Origin of the sequence: Niallia taxi (assembly GCF_032818155.1) — a bacterium.
GTDB classification, from domain to species: Bacteria; Bacillota; Bacilli; order Bacillales; family Cytobacillaceae; genus Niallia; species Niallia taxi_A.
The window spans coordinates 1,523,392-1,542,981 of the sequence record NZ_CP102589.1; the positions used below are offsets into that span (position 1 = coordinate 1,523,392).

Below are 19,590 nucleotides of genomic sequence, written 5' to 3' on the forward strand. Positions count from 1 at the left end.
CGAAATGTCATTACAATTTAACCGTCACCGTAGACTGCGTCAATCTGCAAGCATGAGAGCATTGGTAAGGGAAACTCATGTGCATGTGGACGATTTGATTTATCCTATTTTCATCGCAGAGGGTGAGAACATTAAACGGGAAATCTCATCAATGCCTGGAATTTATAATCTGTCCATTGACCGTCTGAAGGAAGAAATGGATGAAGTACAAAGCCTAGGCATTAAATCAGTCCTGTTATTCGGTATTCCTCTAGAAAAGGATGAATGCGGTACACAGGCATTTCATGATCACGGCATTGTCCAAGAAGGAATTCGCTTCATCAAAAAGAATTATCCGGAGATTGTCATTATTGCTGATACATGCCTTTGCGAATATACAAGCCATGGACATTGCGGTATCGTGGAAGAAGGCCGTGTCTTAAATGACGAATCATTGGAATTACTTGTTAAAACAGCTGTAAGTCAAGCAGAAGCTGGTGCAGATATCATTGCTCCATCTAATATGATGGACGGCTTTGTTGCTGCTATCCGCAAGGGTCTTGATGAAGCAGGCTACATAGATACACCAATTATGTCATACGGAGTGAAGTATTCTTCTGCATTTTACGGACCATTCCGTGAAGCAGCGGACAGCACACCGCAATTTGGAGACCGTAAAGCATATCAAATGGATCCTGCAAACCGTCTCGAAGCATTACGAGAAGCAGAATCAGATGCGGAAGAAGGGGCAGATTTTATGATTGTCAAACCTGGTATGCCGTATTTGGATATTGTTCGTGATATGAAAAATACCTTGAAGATGCCAATCGTTATTTACAATGTCAGCGGAGAATACAGCATGGTAAAAGCTGCTGCACAAAACGGCTGGATTGATGAAGAGCGTATTGTAATGGAAATGATGGTCAGCATGAAACGTGCCGGAGCAGATTTAATCATGACTTACTTTGCAAAAGATGTTGCACGCTGGTTGAAAGAACAATAAGAAAAGAGGGATAGCATGCGTTCATATGAAAAGTCAGAAAAAGCATTTAAGGAAGCAGTCGAATTAATGCCAGGCGGGGTTAACAGTCCTGTTCGTGCCTTTAAATCGGTAAAGCGGAATCCTGTGTTTATGGATTCAGGCAAAGGCTCTAAAATTTACGATATTGATGGCAATGAATACATTGATTATGTACTTTCATGGGGTCCCCTTATTTTAGGACACGCCAATGATCAAGTTGTGGAAGCAATTAAAAAGGTCGCAGAACAAGGGACGAGCTTTGGTGCTCCGACTTTAATAGAAAATGAACTGGCGAAGCTTGTAAAAGAAAGAGTGCCAAGCATTGAGATTATTCGTATGGTATCCTCTGGAACAGAAGCTACGATGAGTGCAATCAGGCTTGCAAGAGGCTATACAGGCAGAAATAAAATTATTAAGTTTGAAGGCTGCTACCACGGCCATGGTGATTCTCTGCTGATTAAAGCAGGTTCAGGTGTTGCAACACTTGGCTTGCCAGATAGCCCAGGCGTTCCAGAAGGAGTTGCTGCAAACACTATCACGGTAGCGTACAATGACCTTGAAAGCATTAAATATGCCTTCGAAAGCTTTGGAGATGATATTGCTGGAATCATCGTTGAGCCAGTTGCTGGCAATATGGGTGTTGTACCACCTAAAGATGGCTTCCTGCAAGGGCTGCGTGAGATTACAGAACAATACGGAGCATTACTGATCTTTGATGAGGTTATGACAGGCTTCCGCGTTGATTATGGCTGTGCACAAGGCTATTTCGGTATTACTCCTGATCTTACATGTCTTGGCAAGGTTATTGGCGGAGGACTTCCAGTCGGCGCATATGGCGGAAAAGCAGAGATAATGAATCAAATTGCTCCAAGTGGACCAATCTATCAAGCAGGAACATTATCAGGTAATCCGTTAGCGATGACAGCGGGCTTCCAAACATTGTCCCAGTTGACACCTGAAAGCTATCAACAATTTATTCAAAAAGCAGACAAGCTAGAAGAAGGCTTAAAAGCAGCGGCTGAAAAACATGAAATTCCATTTACAGTTAACAGAGCAGGCTCTATGATTGGCTTCTTCTTCACAAATGATGAGGTTGTTGATTATGACAGTGCAAAAACATCTAACTTAGACTATTTCGCTGCCTTTTATAATGAAATGCTTGAGCAAGGTGTGTTCTTGCCGCCATCCCAGTTTGAAGGCTTGTTCTTATCAACAGCTTTAAGTGATGAGGATATTGTACATACAATTAAAGCAGCAGAAATCGCATTTTCAAAATTAAAATGACTATGATAAAAATCCAAAGTACCTGATAAAAGGCTTTGGATTTTTTTTTGGTTTTTGCTGTTTTTCTAAATTCTTAAACATTCACAGTAAAGAAGTATTCATAAAAGGGAAATGAAGTTCATAAATTGTAATTGACATAGTGATTAAACGTAAAAGGAATGAAGGGAGGAGTCGCTTTGTCTCAAGAAAATTCGTCTATTTTACGGTTTTCATTGGAAGAGTCAGTCTGGTTTCAAAAAGGACAGGAAGTAGATGATCTGCTTTCCATTTCACTGGACCCGAATATTACCATCCAAGAAAACGATCAGTATATTACCATTCAAGGATCATTAGAATTGACAGGTGAATACAATCGCACACAAAACATCCAGTCTGAAGAAGAAGAGGTATTCAAGGCTCCGAAATTAGTTCATTCTGTTTTGGAAAGGGAAGAAGGGGTTTATGAGTTTTTACATCATTTCCCTATTGATATTACCATTCCGTTCTCACGCGTCCAAAGCGTCGATGATATCGAGGTGGAAATTGAAACATTTGATTATGTGTTTCCAGAAAGAAGCTGCTTGAATCTTACTGCTGAATTATCAATTGCAGGCTTAACAACTGAAGAGCAAGATAGTGTTGAAGAAGAGGATGATGAAGAGTGGGCTGCATTTTATCCAGTAAGGGATGAAGAAGCAGACATTGCAGAGGAACAGCCTGATGCTTCTCAACCAGTATATGAGTTTGTCGAACAGGAAGATGAGCTTGAGGCGTTAACTCGAGGTTATGGGCAAAGGCAGCCAGAGGAAGAGGAAGAGGAAGAGGAAGAGATAGAGATCACTGCTAGTTCCAGCACAGAGGAAGTGTCTTTTGGAGATCCAGAGGAGGAAATAGAGGCAGCGTCATACAGAGAAGCATCAGAAGATGAGCCTGAACGTGTTGAAATTGAGGTGCCGCCGTTTCAAAGGATTAGTCCATTGATGGAAGAAGAAGAGCGAGTCTCTGCTGATTCAGGGTTAGAAGAGTATGAGCCATTTGAATTAGAAGTGCGTAAAGCACCTCCTGAAAAAGAAGATGACTGGGAAGATGATGACATTTCACAGGTGCCATTATTTACAGAAGCAGATGTACAGGAGGAGCCACCTCCATTTCAGACTGCACCTGTTGCGGACACTAGGCAGGAATTGAAGGTTTCCTTATTCAGATCAGAGGAAGAAACCTTCCCAGCAGAGGGGATTTTTGATAAGCCAGTCCCAGAATCCTCTGAGCTAAAGCTTGATGAATCAACAGCAGAGTATGCAGAAAAAGACGAATCTTCTTCTGACGATGACAAAGGGACGAAGAAGAAAAAAGGCCTTTTTGCTAAAAAGAAATCATTAACCTTCACTGAATTTTTTGCCCGCAAAGAAGAAGAAACACATACAAAGGTAAAGGTTTGCATCGTTCAGCAGGGAGATACGATTGAGAAATTAAGTGAACGCTATAATGTCAATGTTCACACACTGTTGAAGGAAAATCATTTGGAAGTCAATCAGGATGTCGCAGAAGGGCAAGTATTATATATTCCTATTAAATTGGCAGAAAAATAAGTTTTGCAAAAGTGCTTGAAAAAGGGTAAAGCGAAGCCCCGTTATCATCATGCTGGAGATGAAGCCAATCTCTTTTTCGTAATAAGAAAGTGTGGGCGCATATGAATGAAAAAAACACGATTAAAAAGTATACCCCCATTTTAGAACCGTATGGAGTCGAGCCTAATTTTGTGGAGGAGTTCGGCAGAATCGTAAAGATTTACTGCAGTAAGGGCACATTTGCCCTTAAATCGATAGATCCACATAAAGGCTCTGACTTTATCCGTCATGTCCGAACATTATACCAAAAGGGATATAATCGAATTGTGCCGATATATCCAACGGTCGATGGAAGGTATGCAGTTTTGCATGATCATAAGCTGTATTATTTGATGCCATGGCTTCCAAATGAAGATCGGGAAAGCTATTTCAAAAAGCATCAGCAGATGTTCAGGGAACTGGCAAGGCTGCATATACTTTCATCTAAAGAAGTAAAGGTTGAAAAGGAAGACAGAGAAGAGCATTATGAAAATACACTCTTGGAACTAGAAAAGGAACAGGAGTTTCTGGATGGCTATATTGAGGAGTGTGAAAACACCGAATATATGTCCCCGTTCCAATGGATGTTTTGTATGTATTACCATGATGTTAGGCAAGCGCTGAAATATTCTGAAACAAAGCTGAAGGAATGGTATGAAGAAACGAAGGATGATGAGAAGGCAAGGGTTTCCATCATCCATGGGAAGATCTCACCAGAGCATTTTTTATATGATGAGAAAGGGTACGGGTATTTCACCAATTTTGAGAATGCCAAGTTTGGCTCCCCAAGCCATGACCTGCTCCCGTTTATTGCCAGATCCTTAAAAACAGCTCCGAAGCAGAATAACGATTGCTTAGAATGGATTTATACTTACTTCAATTATTATCCGCTTAAGTCAGATGAGATGCTGCTTTTTTTAAGCTATCTGGCACATCCTGGTCCTGTGATACGGATATGTGAGAAATATCATAAAAGCAATAAGAAAAAGAACGAGCGCAAATATGCGCAAAGCTTGTTAAAACAATATTGGCTCCTGAAGAATACCGAATATATCGTCATGCGTATTGACGAAATGGAACGGGAAAAAAAGGCACAGCAGGAGGCGCAAAAAGAGACCCAAGATTCATAAGATCTTGGGTCTTAAATTATTTCCAAGTAAATGGACAAGGCCAAAACAATTAACAGAGATAAAAAGAGTACATCGAAGGTGGTAGGCAATAGCATTGTCCGGACTCCTTGGAAAATGCAAAACGGAAGGATAAACCGCGCACATGCATTGCGAACCCCTTTAAGCCAAGGGGGATATGTGTATGGATTGAATTTTTTCTTCATAAGAATAAACCTCCTTTCAATCCTTATCCTAAATATATGGTGGCTTGAGGTTATTAAGTACTGTTTAATAGCTATACTTTCTTACTCCACCAAAAAAAGTGGGCTTCGATTTGCTGGGCAAATGTATAAATTGAAAAAAATAAGGTTAACCTTATTGACGAAAATAACTTTTATTCGGTATTATCTATATAAATAAATAAAAAAGGCAATGACAGGGAGTAGTACAATGCTTAGTTGTTTTTTAGAGAGGAAATCACATGCTGAAAGATTTCCATTCAACTATATTGGAAGGTAGCCCTCGAGCTTCTTTTGCGAACGGTTTAGCTCATTAGTGAAAGACGGACAGTATCCGATATCATCTTTGAAAGAGCCAATATTTTATATTGGAAAAAAGGTGGTACCGCGAAAAACTCCCTTCGTCCTTTTATGACGAAGGGAGTTTTTTATTTGCCGAAAAAATTCAAGAATTTAAATAATTTCTTTAGGAGGTTTATGGATATGGAAACAAATGAATTATCAATGCCAACGAAATATGATCCCCAATCCATTGAAAAAGGACGCTATGATTGGTGGCTGCAAGGTAAATTTTTTGAAGCGAAGTCAGATGAGGAGAAACAGCCTTATACGATCGTTATTCCTCCGCCGAACGTAACAGGAAAGCTTCACTTAGGCCATGCATGGGATACTACCCTGCAAGATATATTGACAAGAATGAAAAGGATGCAAGGCTATGATGTCCTTTGGCTGCCAGGAATGGACCATGCAGGAATCGCAACACAGGCAAAGGTAGAAGAAAAGCTCCGTGCCAACAATATCAGCAGATATGATTTAGGAAGAGAAAAATTTGTTGAAGAGACTTGGAAATGGAAGGAAGAATATGCTAGCCATATTCGTGAGCAATGGTCAAAGCTTGGACTTGGGCTAGACTATTCAAGAGAGCGATTCACTCTTGATGAAGGGCTGTCAAAGGCAGTTCGCGAAGTGTTTGTTTCACTGTATAACAAGGGGTTAATCTACCGCGGTGAATATATCATCAACTGGGATCCTGCTACAAAAACAGCTCTTTCTGATATCGAGGTTATTTACAAGGACGTTCAAGGTGCTTTCTATCATATGAAATATCCGCTTGCAGATGGTTCTGGCTATATTGAGGTTGCTACGACTCGTCCAGAAACAATGCTTGGAGATTCTGGTGTTGCTGTAAATCCTAAGGATGAAAGATATCAGCACTTAATCGGGAAAACAGTTATCCTGCCAATAGTTGGAAGAGAAATACCGATTGTAGCAGATGACTATGTAGAAATGGACTTTGGTTCTGGTGCAGTTAAAATGACACCTGCACATGACCCGAACGACTTTGAGGTAGGTAACCGTCATAATCTTGAACGCATTCTTGTTATGAACGAAGACGGAACAATGAATGAGCGTGCTGGCAAGTATGAAGGCATGGACCGCTTCGAATGCCGCAAGCAAATTGTCAAAGACCTTCAAGATGCAGGAGTTCTATTCAAAATTGAAGAGCATATGCATTCTGTTGGACATTCAGAGCGCAGCGGTGCAGTTGTAGAGCCATACCTTTCCACACAATGGTTCGTTAAAATGCAGCCATTGGCAGATGCAGCAATTGAATTGCAAAATAACGAAGAAGAGAAGGTTCAATTCGTTCCAAACCGCTTTGAAAATACGTATTTGCACTGGATGGAAAACATCCGTGACTGGTGTATTTCTCGTCAGCTTTGGTGGGGACATCGCATACCAGCTTGGTATCATAAAGAAACAGGCGAAGTATATGTAAACCACGAGGCTCCTAGCGATATTGAAAATTGGGAGCAAGATACAGATGTATTGGATACATGGTTCAGTTCAGCTTTATGGCCGTTCTCTACATTGGATTGGCCAGATACAGAAGCTGCTGACTTTAAACGTTATTATCCAACAGCAGCACTTGTAACAGGCTATGATATTATTTTCTTCTGGGTTTCTCGCATGATATTCCAAGGCTTGGAATTCACTGGGCAAAGGCCATTTAACGATGTATTGATTCATGGACTTGTTCGTGACGAGCAAGGCAGAAAAATGAGTAAATCATTGGGCAACGGTGTTGATCCGATGGATGTTATCGCACAATACGGTGCTGACTCCTTGCGCTACTTCTTGTCTACTGGAAGCTCTCCAGGTCAAGATTTACGCTTCAGCATGGAAAAGGTTGAGTCCACTTGGAACTTCGCTAATAAAATTTGGAACGCGTCTCGATTCGCACTTATGAATATGAACGGATTGACTTTTGAAGAAATTGACTTGTCTGGAGAGAAATCTGTTGCAGATAAATGGATCCTGACACGTTTGAATGAAACAATTGAAACAGTAACACGCCTGTCTGACCGTTATGAGTTCGGTGAAGTTGGCCGTATCCTTTATAACTTCATTTGGGATGATTTCTGTGACTGGTATATTGAAATGGCAAAGCTGCCTCTATACGGAGAGGACGAAGCTGCAAAGCTGACAACACGTTCTATTCTTGCTTATGTATTGGACAATACAATGAGATTGCTGCATCCATTCATGCCATTCATCACAGAAGAAATCTGGCAAAACCTGCCGCATAAAGGTGAATCAATCACAACAGCAGCATGGCCGGAGGTTAATGCTAGCTTTACTGATAACAAGGCTGCTAATGATATGAAGCTGCTTGTGGAAATCATTCGTTCTGTAAGAAACAGCCGTGCAGAAGTAAACACACCGATGAGCAAGAAAATCAACATTCTTCTTAAGGCACAGGATGATACGATTAAAGCAACATTGGCAGAAAATAAAGCATATATTGACCGCTTCTGTAACCCAGAAGAATTAGAGATTTCAGCAGATATCGCAATCCCTGATAAGGCAATGACTTCTGTTATTACTGGTGTAGAAATCATTCTTCCACTTGAAGGACTTATCAATATGGAAGAAGAAATTGCCCGTCTAACAAAAGAGCTTGATAAATGGACGAAAGAAGTAGACAGAGTTCAAAAGAAATTGAGCAATGAAGGCTTTGTGAAAAAGGCTCCAGAAAAAGTAATTACAGAAGAAAAAGCAAAAGAACAGGACTATCTGCAAAAGAAAGCAACTGTTGAAGCACGAATCAAAGAATTAAAGGGCGATGCATAATTACCCTAAAACTAGACGAACCCTTTACTTCCCGAGGGTTCGTCTTCCCTATTTAACGATAAATCAAAAAGAGGTGTATGAAATGTTTCAGACGTATGAAGAGGCATTGCAGTGGATACATGGCAGACTGCGCCTTGGCATCAAGCCTGGATTGACAAGAATGCATATTATGATGGAGAAGCTTGGTTTTCCGGAGAAAAAGATCAAGACAATTCATATCGGCGGTACAAATGGGAAAGGATCAACTGTTACCTATTTAAGAAGTATATTGGAAAGTGCTGGTTTAACGGTAGGAACCTTTACATCTCCTTATATCGAGCAATTTAATGAAAGAATCAGCATGAATGGTGTTCCAATAGCAGATGAGGAAATTATAAAGCTCGCTAATATCCTGTTCCCGATTGTAGAGGAAATGGACAAGGAGGAATTAGGAGGACCGACAGAATTCGAAATTATTACTGCCATGTCTTTTTACTATTTCGCTAATGTCCAAACACCAGATATAGTCTTATACGAAGTCGGTCTTGGCGGTCGCTTTGATTCAACTAATATCATAAATCCATTACTATCTATTATCACAAGCATTGGTCTTGACCATACTGCCATTTTAGGAGAAACATATGGTGAAATAGCTTTTGAAAAAGCAGGTATCATCAAGGAAAATACCCCAATTATTGCAGCAGTAAAGCAAGAGGAAGCTAAAGATGTAATAGTGAGAAGGGCTCAGGAGGAAAATGCTCCATATTATTTATTAGGAAAGCATTTTGCATTGGAGAACTATCAATCAAATGAAGATGGAGAAAGCTTTACATTTAAAACAGCGGCAACGAAACTTACTAATTTACAGATTGGCATGCTTGGGCAGCACCAGGTAGAGAATGCATCCTTAGCTGTCATGGCAGCATTGCTGCTAAAGGAAAAGCTGAGTTTAAGTGAAGAACATATTCAAAAAGGATTGCTTCATGCAAGGTGGACGGGCAGACTGGATGTATTATCAAAGCATCCGTATGTGCTTGTTGACGGAGCGCATAACCAGGAAGGAATAGAGGCATTAGTTGAAGTTCTAGAATCAAGATATAAAGAAAAGAAGAAGAGCATTCTATTTGCTGCATTGTCTGACAAGAAAACGGATAATATGATAGGACAGCTTGATAAAGCGGCAGCTGACATAACATTTACAAGCTTTGATTTCCCAAGGGCAGCAACGGGAGAGGCTCTGTATATCGAAAGTCATCATCCGAATAAATCGTTTACGAATGATTGGAAAAAAGCAATTACAGACAAGCTAGAAGCAATGAACGAAAACGAAATGCTTGTAATAACAGGCTCCCTTTATTTCTTATCAAATGTACTTGCATTCTTTAAGGAACAAAATTTAGGAGAAAAGTAACGGAATTTTTTACAAATTTTTATATATTATTACGCAAAAAAAATATAGTATAATATTAATAGGTAAAAAGTTTGAAAATTCGTAATAGGAAATAAATTAGCAGCATGAGCTACATGTATCTTTTACAGAGGAGAAATTAGGTGAAACACTTGGTTAAATCATCTACTAAAAAAATAATATGGGCAATTTGGATTGTGCTTATCCCTGTAGGGCTATGGCTGACATATCATCTTTTTCCACCAGACATAGCAGGGGAGTATGATGATTTGCTAGCGTTTTTAATTTTCATGGCCATTGTCGCAAGCATGCCGATGATTATTAATGGCGTCCCTGTTTTTTTCCTGCAGTGGGCAACCATTTCCGTTTTTTTAATATTCGGTTTATTTGTTGAGATGGTGCTTGTGCAAATAGCTCTGCTAACCTTGATGCTGCAAATGCGTCTTGATAAAAAGTCCCTATTTCGATTGCCGATGAATTCTGCGATGTTTTTACTTGTGTCATTTCTGAGCGGTGTTTTGTATTATAGTCTCGGCGGGAGTCATGGAACAGATCTTCTGTTTCATATTGATACCTTTCTGCTTATACTTTTTTACCCACTCATTTATTTTATATTAAACGCGTTTATCCTTTATTGTATTGACAGACTAGTATATAAGAGGAAAACAAGCTTCTTTACGAAAGACAGTATGTGGGAGTTTTTTACGACACTTATCACCTATCCTGTCGGCTTTGCATTGTACATTATGTATTTGGATATTGGCTTAATGGCACTTATTCTTATTGGAATTCCATTTATATGTCTATCTGTTGTGTTGAGACAGTATCATTCTAGCCAAACAATTAACAGCTACTTAAAGAAGATAGCTGAAATTGGTCATCAATTGTCTCAAACTTTGTTTGTGAAGGAAACGATTAATCTATTTATTGATAATATATTTGAGCTGATTAAGGTTGATGTCGTCTATGTAGACCAGGTCAACAGCAAAAATGAACTAGAGTCAATTGCAAGAGTGGAAAAACAGAAGCGGCTTCCGATTTTCTCTGATGTGTTAAAGGAAAATGAAGGGATTATTGGCAGAGTCCTCGCGGCTAAAAAGCCGGCTGTCTTCCATAAACGGGAGGACTGGGAAGAACTGAACAAAGGGTTTATGCCAGATTATATTGAAAGTGTTCTGTGCATGCCAATCATTAAAAACAATTCAGTTATCGGCATTCTCCTGTTAGGAAGCGCACAGAAAAAGGCGTTTGCCCGTATGAAGCTGATGATATTAGATTTACTATGCACTCAATTTGCAGTTGCACTTGATAATGCAAGATACTTCGAGAAAACAAAGGAAAACAGTGAGCGCTGTGCACTGACAAAGCTTTATAATTACCGTTACTTTGAGCAGCATTTAACAACTAAATTTGCGGAGATGAATCAAAACCTCATTAAAGGTTTAACTGTCATCATGCTTGATATTGATCATTTTAAATCTATTAATGACACGTATGGCCATCAGGCAGGCAATGAAATATTAATTGAATTTGCAGACAGGGTAGCGAGATTAATTGGCAAGCATGGCGTTGTAGCCAGATATGGGGGCGAGGAATTCGTGATTCTCCTTGAAAATACGACAATGGAGGAAGCACAAGAAATTGCCGAGTTTTTAAGGAAAATGATTGAAACTCGATCTTTCTCCATCAAACAAAATATGAATGAAAACGAAAGCGAATTGCAAGTTAACCTAACAGCATCATTAGGGCTTGCAAGTGCTCCCGAGCAAGCTGATGAAGCGATGGCATTAATCAGACATGCAGACAGAGCGCTTTATGTTGGAGCAAAACGAGCAGGCCGAAACCGAGTCGCTTGTTATATGAAATAGAACTTCTATTAAATTATATAGTTGTTCTTTTTTTTTGTGTTTTTTGCTGATTTCTATCCGACCTATTAAATGTTTGGGAGGAAGGACCGATAACACAAAGGAATATATTGATTAACAGCCAGTAAATATTCCTGTAGAAAAGACTACCCTAGTAAAAAAGTCCCTGATATAATAAAGGTACTATTTTAATAGATTATTAGAAGCAAGAACGGAGTGAAAAAAAATGAGGAGAGCGTCACGCTTCAGCAAGTTTTTTATATTATCAATGCTGTCATTGCTGTTAATTCCATTAAATGCAAATGCGGCATCTTCAGCTCCAACAGTTAACTTCACAGTGACACCGTCACAGAGTGTAATTGTTAAACCGGCAAACAGCTCGGCACAAGGCAGCTTGGATATACGTTTATCTCCAGAAGGAAAAGCGACAAATGCGAACCGTTCTCCAATTGATGTTGCTTTTATTTTCGATAAATCAGGTTCCATGGATGAGCTTGGGAAAAACCCGTATAAATTTTTAAGTGCAAAAAATGCTATGTCGGAAGCAGCGGCTTATTTCAGTCAGGATCCGAATAAAAATGATCGATTTGCTCTTATCCCTTTTTCTTCAGATGTTGAAACAGATAAGGTTGTTACTTTCCCTGTAGTGGCTACCCCAACTACAGATAATGTAAAAGCTAACCTGCAGACAATCAACAGCAAGGCAAAGGACCTAACTGCTGTCGGTGGAACAAACTATACGCAATCCATCCAAAAGGCGATGAGTATGTTAACGACAGGGAATAGCACTTCCAAGAAGTACATCATTTTTATGACGGATGGAGAACCAACGTCTTCTAAAAACGTAGAAACATTTACGGACAGAGTATGCCAATATAAATATTTTTGCTATGACAAAAAAGTACAGGATACAGTCACATACACTATTTACACAAACAATACAGCAACTGCCGTTCGTTCTAATGGAGATGTTGTTTCTAACAGCTTAAACACAGTACAAACAGCAATTAAATCACAAGTAAATGAACAGGTGGATGCACTTGCTGCTAATAATATTAAGCTGTATTCCATCGGATTTGGGACAAATAGTGAAGTAGATATGAGCTATTTAAGAAACCTATCGGAAAAAACGGGTGTAACAGCACAGCAGGCTTCAACAGATACCATTGCGAAAATCTTTGAAGACATTTCCCAAAAGGTTTCGACACCAACGATAACAACTACAGTTAAAATCAATATTTCTAAATATGCCAATACAGTTAAGCTAGCAGATAATGCAAATGCTACATTGGACAGCTCGGGGAATGTTGTCATTAAAAAGGATATTCTTTTCCCGATCAATCAAAGTGTTAATGCACCGATTGATGTGTCCCTGCCTTTGACATTTAGTGAAAAGGGGACATATACCTTTGATAATATAACGCTAGAATATACAGATTTAGACGGAAAATTGCAGCAAAAAACAACTTCTGCGACGATCACAGTAAAAGATGATGCACCTGCAGGCTTCCAATCAAGTATGACATTATCAAAAGTCGTTAATGACTTAACCAGTTTAGTCAAAACTAGTAATGCAAATGATAAGACGAATTATTTCAATGTTAATTATTCCTTAAAACCAACGAACCTTGTAAATAGCACGGTTACCGGAAAGTTAAAGGATTTAGTCATTGAACAGCCATTGCCTGCTGGTGTCAGCATAGTCCCTAAGGATAATGTAAAGCAAGAAACCAGAAACGGGCAGAATTATGCGATCATGACACTAAGTGATGTGTCCAATTACGCAAAAGGCAGCTTCTCACCGTCAGAAATTACGGCTTCCATGCAGCTGAAGGTAGATTGGGCGGTCACCAATATGACGATGCCGCTTGCAAACTTGAACTATACAGATTCCCGTTTTTCATATGGCAGTAAAACAACCATTCCAGCTGCCAAAGATATGATTAACTTGAAGGTGCAGCTAAAGGAAAATACTGCAAATGTGTACACAGGTGATGCAGCAGGAACCATTGAAAAAAGAGACCAAGCGACAAATACGAAAAAAGCAAGCACACAAGATTTCCAGGAAGATTACGGTCTGCAAACTTTACCAGTAAAAGATATGGTTTATAAAGCAGGCACAAACAATCAAGCAATTGAAATCACTTATAATGATGACAGTAAATCGTATTTATACTTCACACCAGATTATGATTTGACAGGAACATCAACAGGCACAAAATATGCTAGTGGAGCCAAAGCTTCAGAAGCAGTGGAAGCAAAGCTTATCCAAAAAGTAGCCGGTGAAGATGTTATATATTCTTATAAGATTGATAATGGCAAGGATTCAACAGGCTGGATTAAGTTTGATCCAAATAAAGCTATCACGATAGACAAAATAGGTGAAAATAAGATTTATGTGAAGGCAGATGGCGGATTTGCTAACAGCAAGGAAATCACCAAAACTATTACGATTGAGCATAAAGTTCAATCAATTGAGGTAACGCCAAACCCGATTAATATTACAAAGGGAAGCACAGTAGATTTCACTGTTGCCATCAAACCAGATAATGCGACAAACAAAGACTTAGATATTAGTATTGGAGATACATCAATAGCTAGTATTCTTAATGGAAAGTACAGCATATATGGCGAAAAGCAAGGTGTAACAGAGCTTATTGTCAAAACAAAGGACGGTTCAAACCTTGAGGTAAGAATACCAGTTTCAGTCACAGATCCTTATATCGCTCTTGATGAGATTAAGTTCACGAAACCAGCCTACCAGGTAGAGGTTGGCGAAGAGCTGCCAGTAACAGATAATTTGATATTTAATCCAAGCGATGCGACAGATAAAGATATCATTAGTGTTGTGGCTGATAAAACAGATAAAGTGGATGTCATTGAAAAAGGCGGCGAGTATTACCTGGTAGGTAAAGATGTCGGCTATTCAAATGTGACAGCAACAGCAGAGGAACAAAGAGATAAGAAAACGCCAAGTGCAACCACATTAATTGAAGTTGTTAAAGAAAAAGATACTGATGAAGGCAATAATGGCGGTAGCACAGATGGTAAATGGTAATAGGAAAGAGGCTGGGACATAAGTATGTGAACCAGCGTAAAAACCGAACTATTGATTAAATAGTTCGGTTTTTTGTTTTTAGTTTAAATACAAAAAATTAGAAATTTTAGTGGAATGGAGCAGAGGCCACTCGACTACTAAGGGAAATAAAGGAAAGGATGAGAGACACAACCTTCATTTTTAAAATTTAGTTGTAATTCTATTATTCTTGTTTAGAAAGCTTATCTTTTGTTTTGCCCCAGCCTCTTTTTTATATGGATAAAAAAAGATGTCTTGTTAAGACATCTTCAAAGGCTTATTGTATAACAAAATCATCTGGTATAATCTGCAAGCGGTCAACGATCGGCAGTGCATCAATACCCTTTAACAATACGTCCTGGTCATAATCAACAATAAATCTAGACATGTAATCCTCACTAGAAAGGGGAACATTTTCAATGTTTTTAACCGCTCTATTTGCTCTAATAGCATTGATCTCCAGTGAATTTTTTGCGAAAATCCCGCCCTTAATATAAAACAGTGAACCTACACCATATAATTCAGCATCCTTTTCTGTATAGAAGAATGCTTTTAATGGCTGGATGTTTTTTTCTTCTATCGGCAAGTACGGATAGCTTGGTTCGTTCATGTCGGAATAATTATTGAATTCATTCATCCGTGTTATTGTCAGTCTGTCCTTAGATAATAAAATCAGCTGGCCTTCTTCTGACTTGTTCAATTTGTTTGTGTACGGTAATCCAATAATATTAACGTTCGAAATAAAGCTTTCTGCGTTAGAGTAAACGACAGAATTAAAACGGACGATGTCATTTTCTCCATCTGCTTCGCCTTTCTCATCGCCCTTGACAGTAAAGGCACCAAGGCTGATGATATTGCTGTTTAAATCCATTTCAGTATTCAACGGTCGTATGCTGAGTGTTTTACCTGCGAAGATATCACCATTCAGCTTAACTCCATTCGATACAGAGCTTGTTGTTGTGTCTGCATCTGATTCAATGACAATCTTGCCTGCAGCGACCAAGTCGGCCCAAGCAGTAACATTGCCGCCGAAGTTAATGAGATGAAGATCTCCTGCCGTTTTAACGGATTGAAGGGAGATATTCTTATTGCTGACAATATACAGATTACCATTTACGATTAAGTCCTTCTCAAATGTGATTGGATAGTTGCTGCTATTTATAACAACATCTCCATTAATTTGCACATTGTCCGTAAATGTGACAGGACCGGTTTTGCTGTCAATCGTGAATCCATTTTCTAATTTCTCTAACGAATCTCCTACTACCGATTGTGGAACCTGTTGTGTATCTGTTTTGACAATATCGGTTTGTGCAGTCTTTGCAGTTACTTTACTGCTGATTTCTTTGCTAAGAACCGCTGAAAGATTAGTAACATCAGTTGTTGTTGAAACTGTTGTTGTTAAAGCATTATTACTAAGCATCGTATTAATACGGTCTCTCAGTGTTTGATCATACTCAATGTTAATGAATTGACTGTCATGCTTTAAATCAGGTACGTCTTTCTTATAAAAATTATCTTCCTTTAACTTTTCAAGGATGGCTGCCCCAGTGCTGTAGAAGTCTCCGTTTACGGAAGGCGGGAGAGAAGCAACTGTCCTCGATTTACCTGCACGATCCTGATAATTAGCATCCTTTGAAATGGTTAAATAGTTGGCAAACGCATTTCCATTTATATTAGAGGAACCATTCAGGAAAAGTCCGCTATTCTTATCCTCTGAAGCTGACCCAGCAGCATATTTCAGAAAGCTTGGTAATGGTGATAAAATAATTTTTTTCTTTAAAGTACGAGTGACATCTCCTTCATTTTCATTTGGGTTATTTGTTACAAGTACAATTTCGAGTACTCTTGTATAGTCGTAATTTCGATTAATGGAATAGGAGCTTGTATTTTTTTCCTCAGTTGATGCAGCACATGCTGTTTCTGCAGTATTTGGCTGTAAGTAAACGACATCGTTGTTGCTTATATCTTCAATGCTTAAACATTTAATGGAAGCATTATATGCTGTATTATTAACGATATCATTCAGGCTTGGGATGAGCACATTGTTTTGCAGTTCTCCTTGAAAGGAGGAATTTACACGGTATGTGCCATCTGAATTTTTCACCATATCCAAGTTTAGTGTGTTGAGCCTTGTGGCAATAGTAGATGTAATTTCATCTAGCACCTTTTTGCTCTCAAAGGTAATGGTGATATCTGATTCCCTCGTTTCGACTCGTTTTGCTCCACTGATCGAAGAAGCGACAATCGCTAAACCGATTGTCGTAAACACAATGGATACTAAAAGCACAGTGAGGAGGGCATTCCCTTGTTCATTCAGTTTTTTCATAAATTTACTCCTTAAAAGCCAAACCGGCTTTCTAATGTTAATGGCCGCTCTATTCTAGCATTATGAATAGTAAAATTCACTTCAATAATGCCATGTAAACATTTGCTTCTATCATTTCTATCGGTATCACTGCACCTTAGTTTAAGGCTAGATGCACTGTAATCGCCGTTTCCTTCCATGATATTCCCATCAATTGAAACAGATTGAATTTCCTTGCCATCTACCGTGTTTTCCACAAATTCAATCGATCTTGTATTTATATTTTTAGGATCAATTTCTTCTTTGCTGTACGTATAAAAGGTCGAATTATCCTTTGTATTTTCTGTAATGGCTGTTTGCTCTGCATCAACAAGGTCAATTCTGCCATCATCAGTTGTAGCATAATCAAAAGGAATACTGTTAAAAGAATTCATCATCATTGACACAGCATAATCAGCGTCATCACGAAGCTGTCCTTCTACTTGTATCTTATTGTAAAGATTTATTCCCGTATGGAAAACACCATATATGACTGGCAACACAATAGCCGTAATGGCAAGTACAGCAAGCACCTCAACCAATGTCAGTCCTTTTTCATCTAAGATCTTCACTTTTGATCGTTCCTTCCATTGATGTAGTGTAATCATGTCGCTTCACCGTCCAATCCACATTCACAGTTAAGGGAATAAAATAGGCTGTATTGTTTTTGTCTAGCGTTGGAACAATAGTAACATTATAGGTAACGTTATTTATGGTGATTGGGTCACATTCCTGCTTCTCACCATTCCAAAACACTTTGTAGGAACTATCGCAAATTCTTAATGTACCTTCTTCGTCTGGATTATCTTCCAGTCTTTGTCTTAAGGCTATAAAGGAGTTGGTGCCTGACGACTGTTCCATATACGTCAACGCATTTCTAGCAACATTAATAGCTGCAGTCTTTTTTTGATTAGAATTTGTATACGAATAGGCTTGATTAAAAAAGTTCATTATACCTAATAAAATAATGCTCAATATAGTAAGGGAAACAAGTACCTCGATTAAAGTTAATCCTTTTGAACTAGATAATATCTTAAAAAATTTCATATATTCCCCTGCTTTCAAAATTACTAATCTTATTATACAATATTTATTAGTCGCAAAATGACTAAAAAAGTCGAAAAAGAGTGCTAAAGTATTGGAAAAATAGAAAAAACTGTAGATTTTTTAGGATTTAGGATATTGGTTTAAGGAGGTTTGCCATGATATCATATGTTCTAGCCCTTTTTTCCCTAATATTAATAGTGCCGATTGTGTATTTTCTGCCATTAGGGTTTACGAAAAAAGGGAAATGGTGGATTATTGGCGCAGCGCTGTTTACATCTGTTTGTGGCTTGTTGACACAAAAAATTTTCGAATGGTGGCAAACAGTGCTTTTTATGTTGTTATTTTTGATTATATTTACTTATCTTTTCATTAAGAAATCCTCAGAGATGATGTTTGAGGCCGAAGAAGACGAAGAAGAATGGGAAGACGAAATGGATTGGGATCTGGCAGCAGCAGATCAGGCAGTTCCACAGAAGAATCGCTGGGAAATGGAAAGTAACAATGACTCATTTTTAGTAGAAGAAGCTGAAGTGGAGCCAATAATTGCTGTGCAAAGTAATACGTTTGAGAAGGAAAAGGAAATCATTCCTGCTATTTCTGTTGAGGAAGAATTTATGAAATCCGATTTTTCTGCTAAAGAAGATGTTAATAATTTTGCAGAAGTGGACGAAATAATACTAGAGCAAAAAAATGAGCATGAGGAGATTTCTGAAATAGATATTCTCCCAATACAAACAGAAAGTACACCTGACCAAGATAAACAGGCAGAAAGTTATTCTTATATGGAAGAGCTTGAAAGGCTGATGTCTTCGGAAGAGGCAGACGACCTGAACCTGCAAAAGAGCAAGCAGCAAGAACTGGAGGCAGGGCTTGCTGAATACGATATTTCTTTACTTGAAGATATTGAGGAAGCAGCAGTAAGTCTTGAGGATGAAGAACAAGCAGACAACAGTGAAGAGGAAAAGCTTGTCGACGAAGATTGCACTGTTGCTGACAAGAAACAAGTACAGGAAGCAGCCAACCTTGTGGAAGATATGGAATATTTGGAGCTCGAAGAAGTAGAGGCTGTGGCAGATGACATCGTGCCAGAGCCAGTCAAATCAGCAGAATCAATGATGGAATTAATGGATGAAATTTTAGAAGACAACACAGAAGAAACAAGCAATGAGCATCTTGAAGTTAATGAATTAGATAGTGTGACAGAGGAAGCGACAGCTCCGCCTAATGCTATATCACATCAAGTGATTAACAATACGCTTATGCAGTTGAAGCTGATGAAGAATACGCTTGATAAAAAAGAGTACGAATCCATTTTGGTGAAATGCTTAACCGATACATTGCCATTACACGAATACTTTACAATATCTATTTTATTGATTGAACATTTCGTACAACAAAACGAGCACTCTAAGCTGGAGTCATTTTTTGCTCAATTGCAAACGAAATACGAACGAGAGCCAATCATCTTAGAACAGCTTAACTTTATGGAAAAGAACTACTTAAATAAATAATTAT

Annotated in this window: 13 protein-coding genes and 1 other annotated feature; of the genes, 9 read left to right on the forward strand and 4 right to left on the reverse strand. The window is 38.7% G+C overall.

Annotated features, from left to right (window positions below):
- Positions 1-4: 4 nt before the first annotated feature.
- The 4 genes from hemB (at position 5) to ysxE (ending at position 5,000) form a co-directional block, all read left to right on the forward strand.
- Positions 5-982: a porphobilinogen synthase gene (hemB, locus tag NQZ71_RS07430; RefSeq protein ID WP_144456434.1), complete on the forward strand. Its 978-nt coding sequence runs from the start codon at positions 5-7 to the stop codon at positions 980-982.
- 15 nt (positions 983-997) lie between these two features.
- Positions 998-2,284, forward strand: a complete 1,287-nt coding sequence (hemL, locus tag NQZ71_RS07435; protein WP_317011589.1) for a glutamate-1-semialdehyde 2,1-aminomutase — start codon at positions 998-1,000, stop codon at positions 2,282-2,284.
- 176 nt (positions 2,285-2,460) lie between these two features.
- Positions 2,461-3,852 carry a LysM peptidoglycan-binding domain-containing protein gene (locus tag NQZ71_RS07440; RefSeq protein WP_317011590.1) on the forward strand — a complete coding sequence of 464 codons (1,392 nt, stop codon included), beginning with the start codon at positions 2,461-2,463 and terminating at the stop codon, positions 3,850-3,852.
- A 101-nt stretch (positions 3,853-3,953) separates the two neighbouring features.
- On the forward strand, positions 3,954-5,000 hold the full coding sequence (gene ysxE / locus NQZ71_RS07445) for a spore coat protein YsxE (RefSeq protein ID WP_144456429.1): 1,047 nt from the start codon (positions 3,954-3,956) through the stop codon (positions 4,998-5,000).
- Positions 5,001-5,011: 11 nt separating this feature from the next.
- Here ysxE and NQZ71_RS07450 read toward each other — a convergent pair whose 3' ends face one another.
- A complete protein-coding gene (locus NQZ71_RS07450) occupies positions 5,012-5,203 on the reverse strand; it encodes a hypothetical protein (RefSeq protein WP_127737227.1) in 192 nt (63 codons plus the stop codon).
- 199 nt (positions 5,204-5,402) lie between these two features.
- Positions 5,403-5,630, forward strand: a binding site (T-box leader).
- 71 nt (positions 5,631-5,701) lie between these two features.
- On the opposite strand from NQZ71_RS07450, the gene NQZ71_RS07455 reads away from it, so the two are divergent.
- From NQZ71_RS07455 to NQZ71_RS07470, 4 genes are all read left to right on the forward strand, one after another.
- Positions 5,702-8,353 carry a valine--tRNA ligase gene (locus NQZ71_RS07455; RefSeq protein ID WP_144456427.1) on the forward strand — a complete coding sequence of 884 codons (2,652 nt, stop codon included), beginning with the start codon at positions 5,702-5,704 and terminating at the stop codon, positions 8,351-8,353.
- 82 nt (positions 8,354-8,435) lie between these two features.
- Positions 8,436-9,743, forward strand: a complete 1,308-nt coding sequence (locus tag NQZ71_RS07460) for a bifunctional folylpolyglutamate synthase/dihydrofolate synthase (protein WP_317011591.1) — start codon at positions 8,436-8,438, stop codon at positions 9,741-9,743.
- 140 nt (positions 9,744-9,883) lie between these two features.
- Positions 9,884-11,608 carry a sensor domain-containing diguanylate cyclase gene (locus NQZ71_RS07465; RefSeq protein WP_317011592.1) on the forward strand — a complete coding sequence of 575 codons (1,725 nt, stop codon included), beginning with the start codon at positions 9,884-9,886 and terminating at the stop codon, positions 11,606-11,608.
- Positions 11,609-11,831: 223 nt separating this feature from the next.
- On the forward strand, positions 11,832-14,663 hold the full coding sequence (locus tag NQZ71_RS07470; protein WP_317011593.1) for a vWA domain-containing protein: 2,832 nt from the start codon (positions 11,832-11,834) through the stop codon (positions 14,661-14,663).
- Positions 14,664-14,958: 295 nt separating this feature from the next.
- On the opposite strand, the gene NQZ71_RS07475 is transcribed toward NQZ71_RS07470, so the two are convergent.
- Genes NQZ71_RS07475 through NQZ71_RS07485 form a run of 3 tightly spaced genes read right to left on the reverse strand, consistent with a single transcriptional unit; the run spans position 14,959 to position 18,075 of the window.
- Positions 14,959-17,010, reverse strand: a complete 2,052-nt coding sequence (locus tag NQZ71_RS07475) for a hypothetical protein (RefSeq protein WP_317011595.1) — start codon at positions 17,008-17,010, stop codon at positions 14,959-14,961.
- A gap of 11 nt (positions 17,011-17,021) precedes the next feature.
- Entirely contained in the window at positions 17,022-17,600 is a 579-nt protein-coding gene (locus NQZ71_RS07480) for a PilW family protein (protein ID WP_317011596.1), read from the reverse strand.
- Positions 17,584-18,075 carry a prepilin-type N-terminal cleavage/methylation domain-containing protein gene (locus NQZ71_RS07485; RefSeq protein ID WP_144456417.1) on the reverse strand — a complete coding sequence of 164 codons (492 nt, stop codon included), beginning with the start codon at positions 18,073-18,075 and terminating at the stop codon, positions 17,584-17,586. The genes NQZ71_RS07480 and NQZ71_RS07485 overlap by 17 nt, the downstream gene beginning before the upstream one ends.
- A gap of 155 nt (positions 18,076-18,230) precedes the next feature.
- On the opposite strand from NQZ71_RS07485, the gene NQZ71_RS07490 reads away from it, so the two are divergent.
- Entirely contained in the window at positions 18,231-19,586 is a 1,356-nt protein-coding gene (locus tag NQZ71_RS07490; RefSeq protein ID WP_317011598.1) for a hypothetical protein, read from the forward strand.
- Positions 19,587-19,590: the final 4 nt, after the last annotated feature.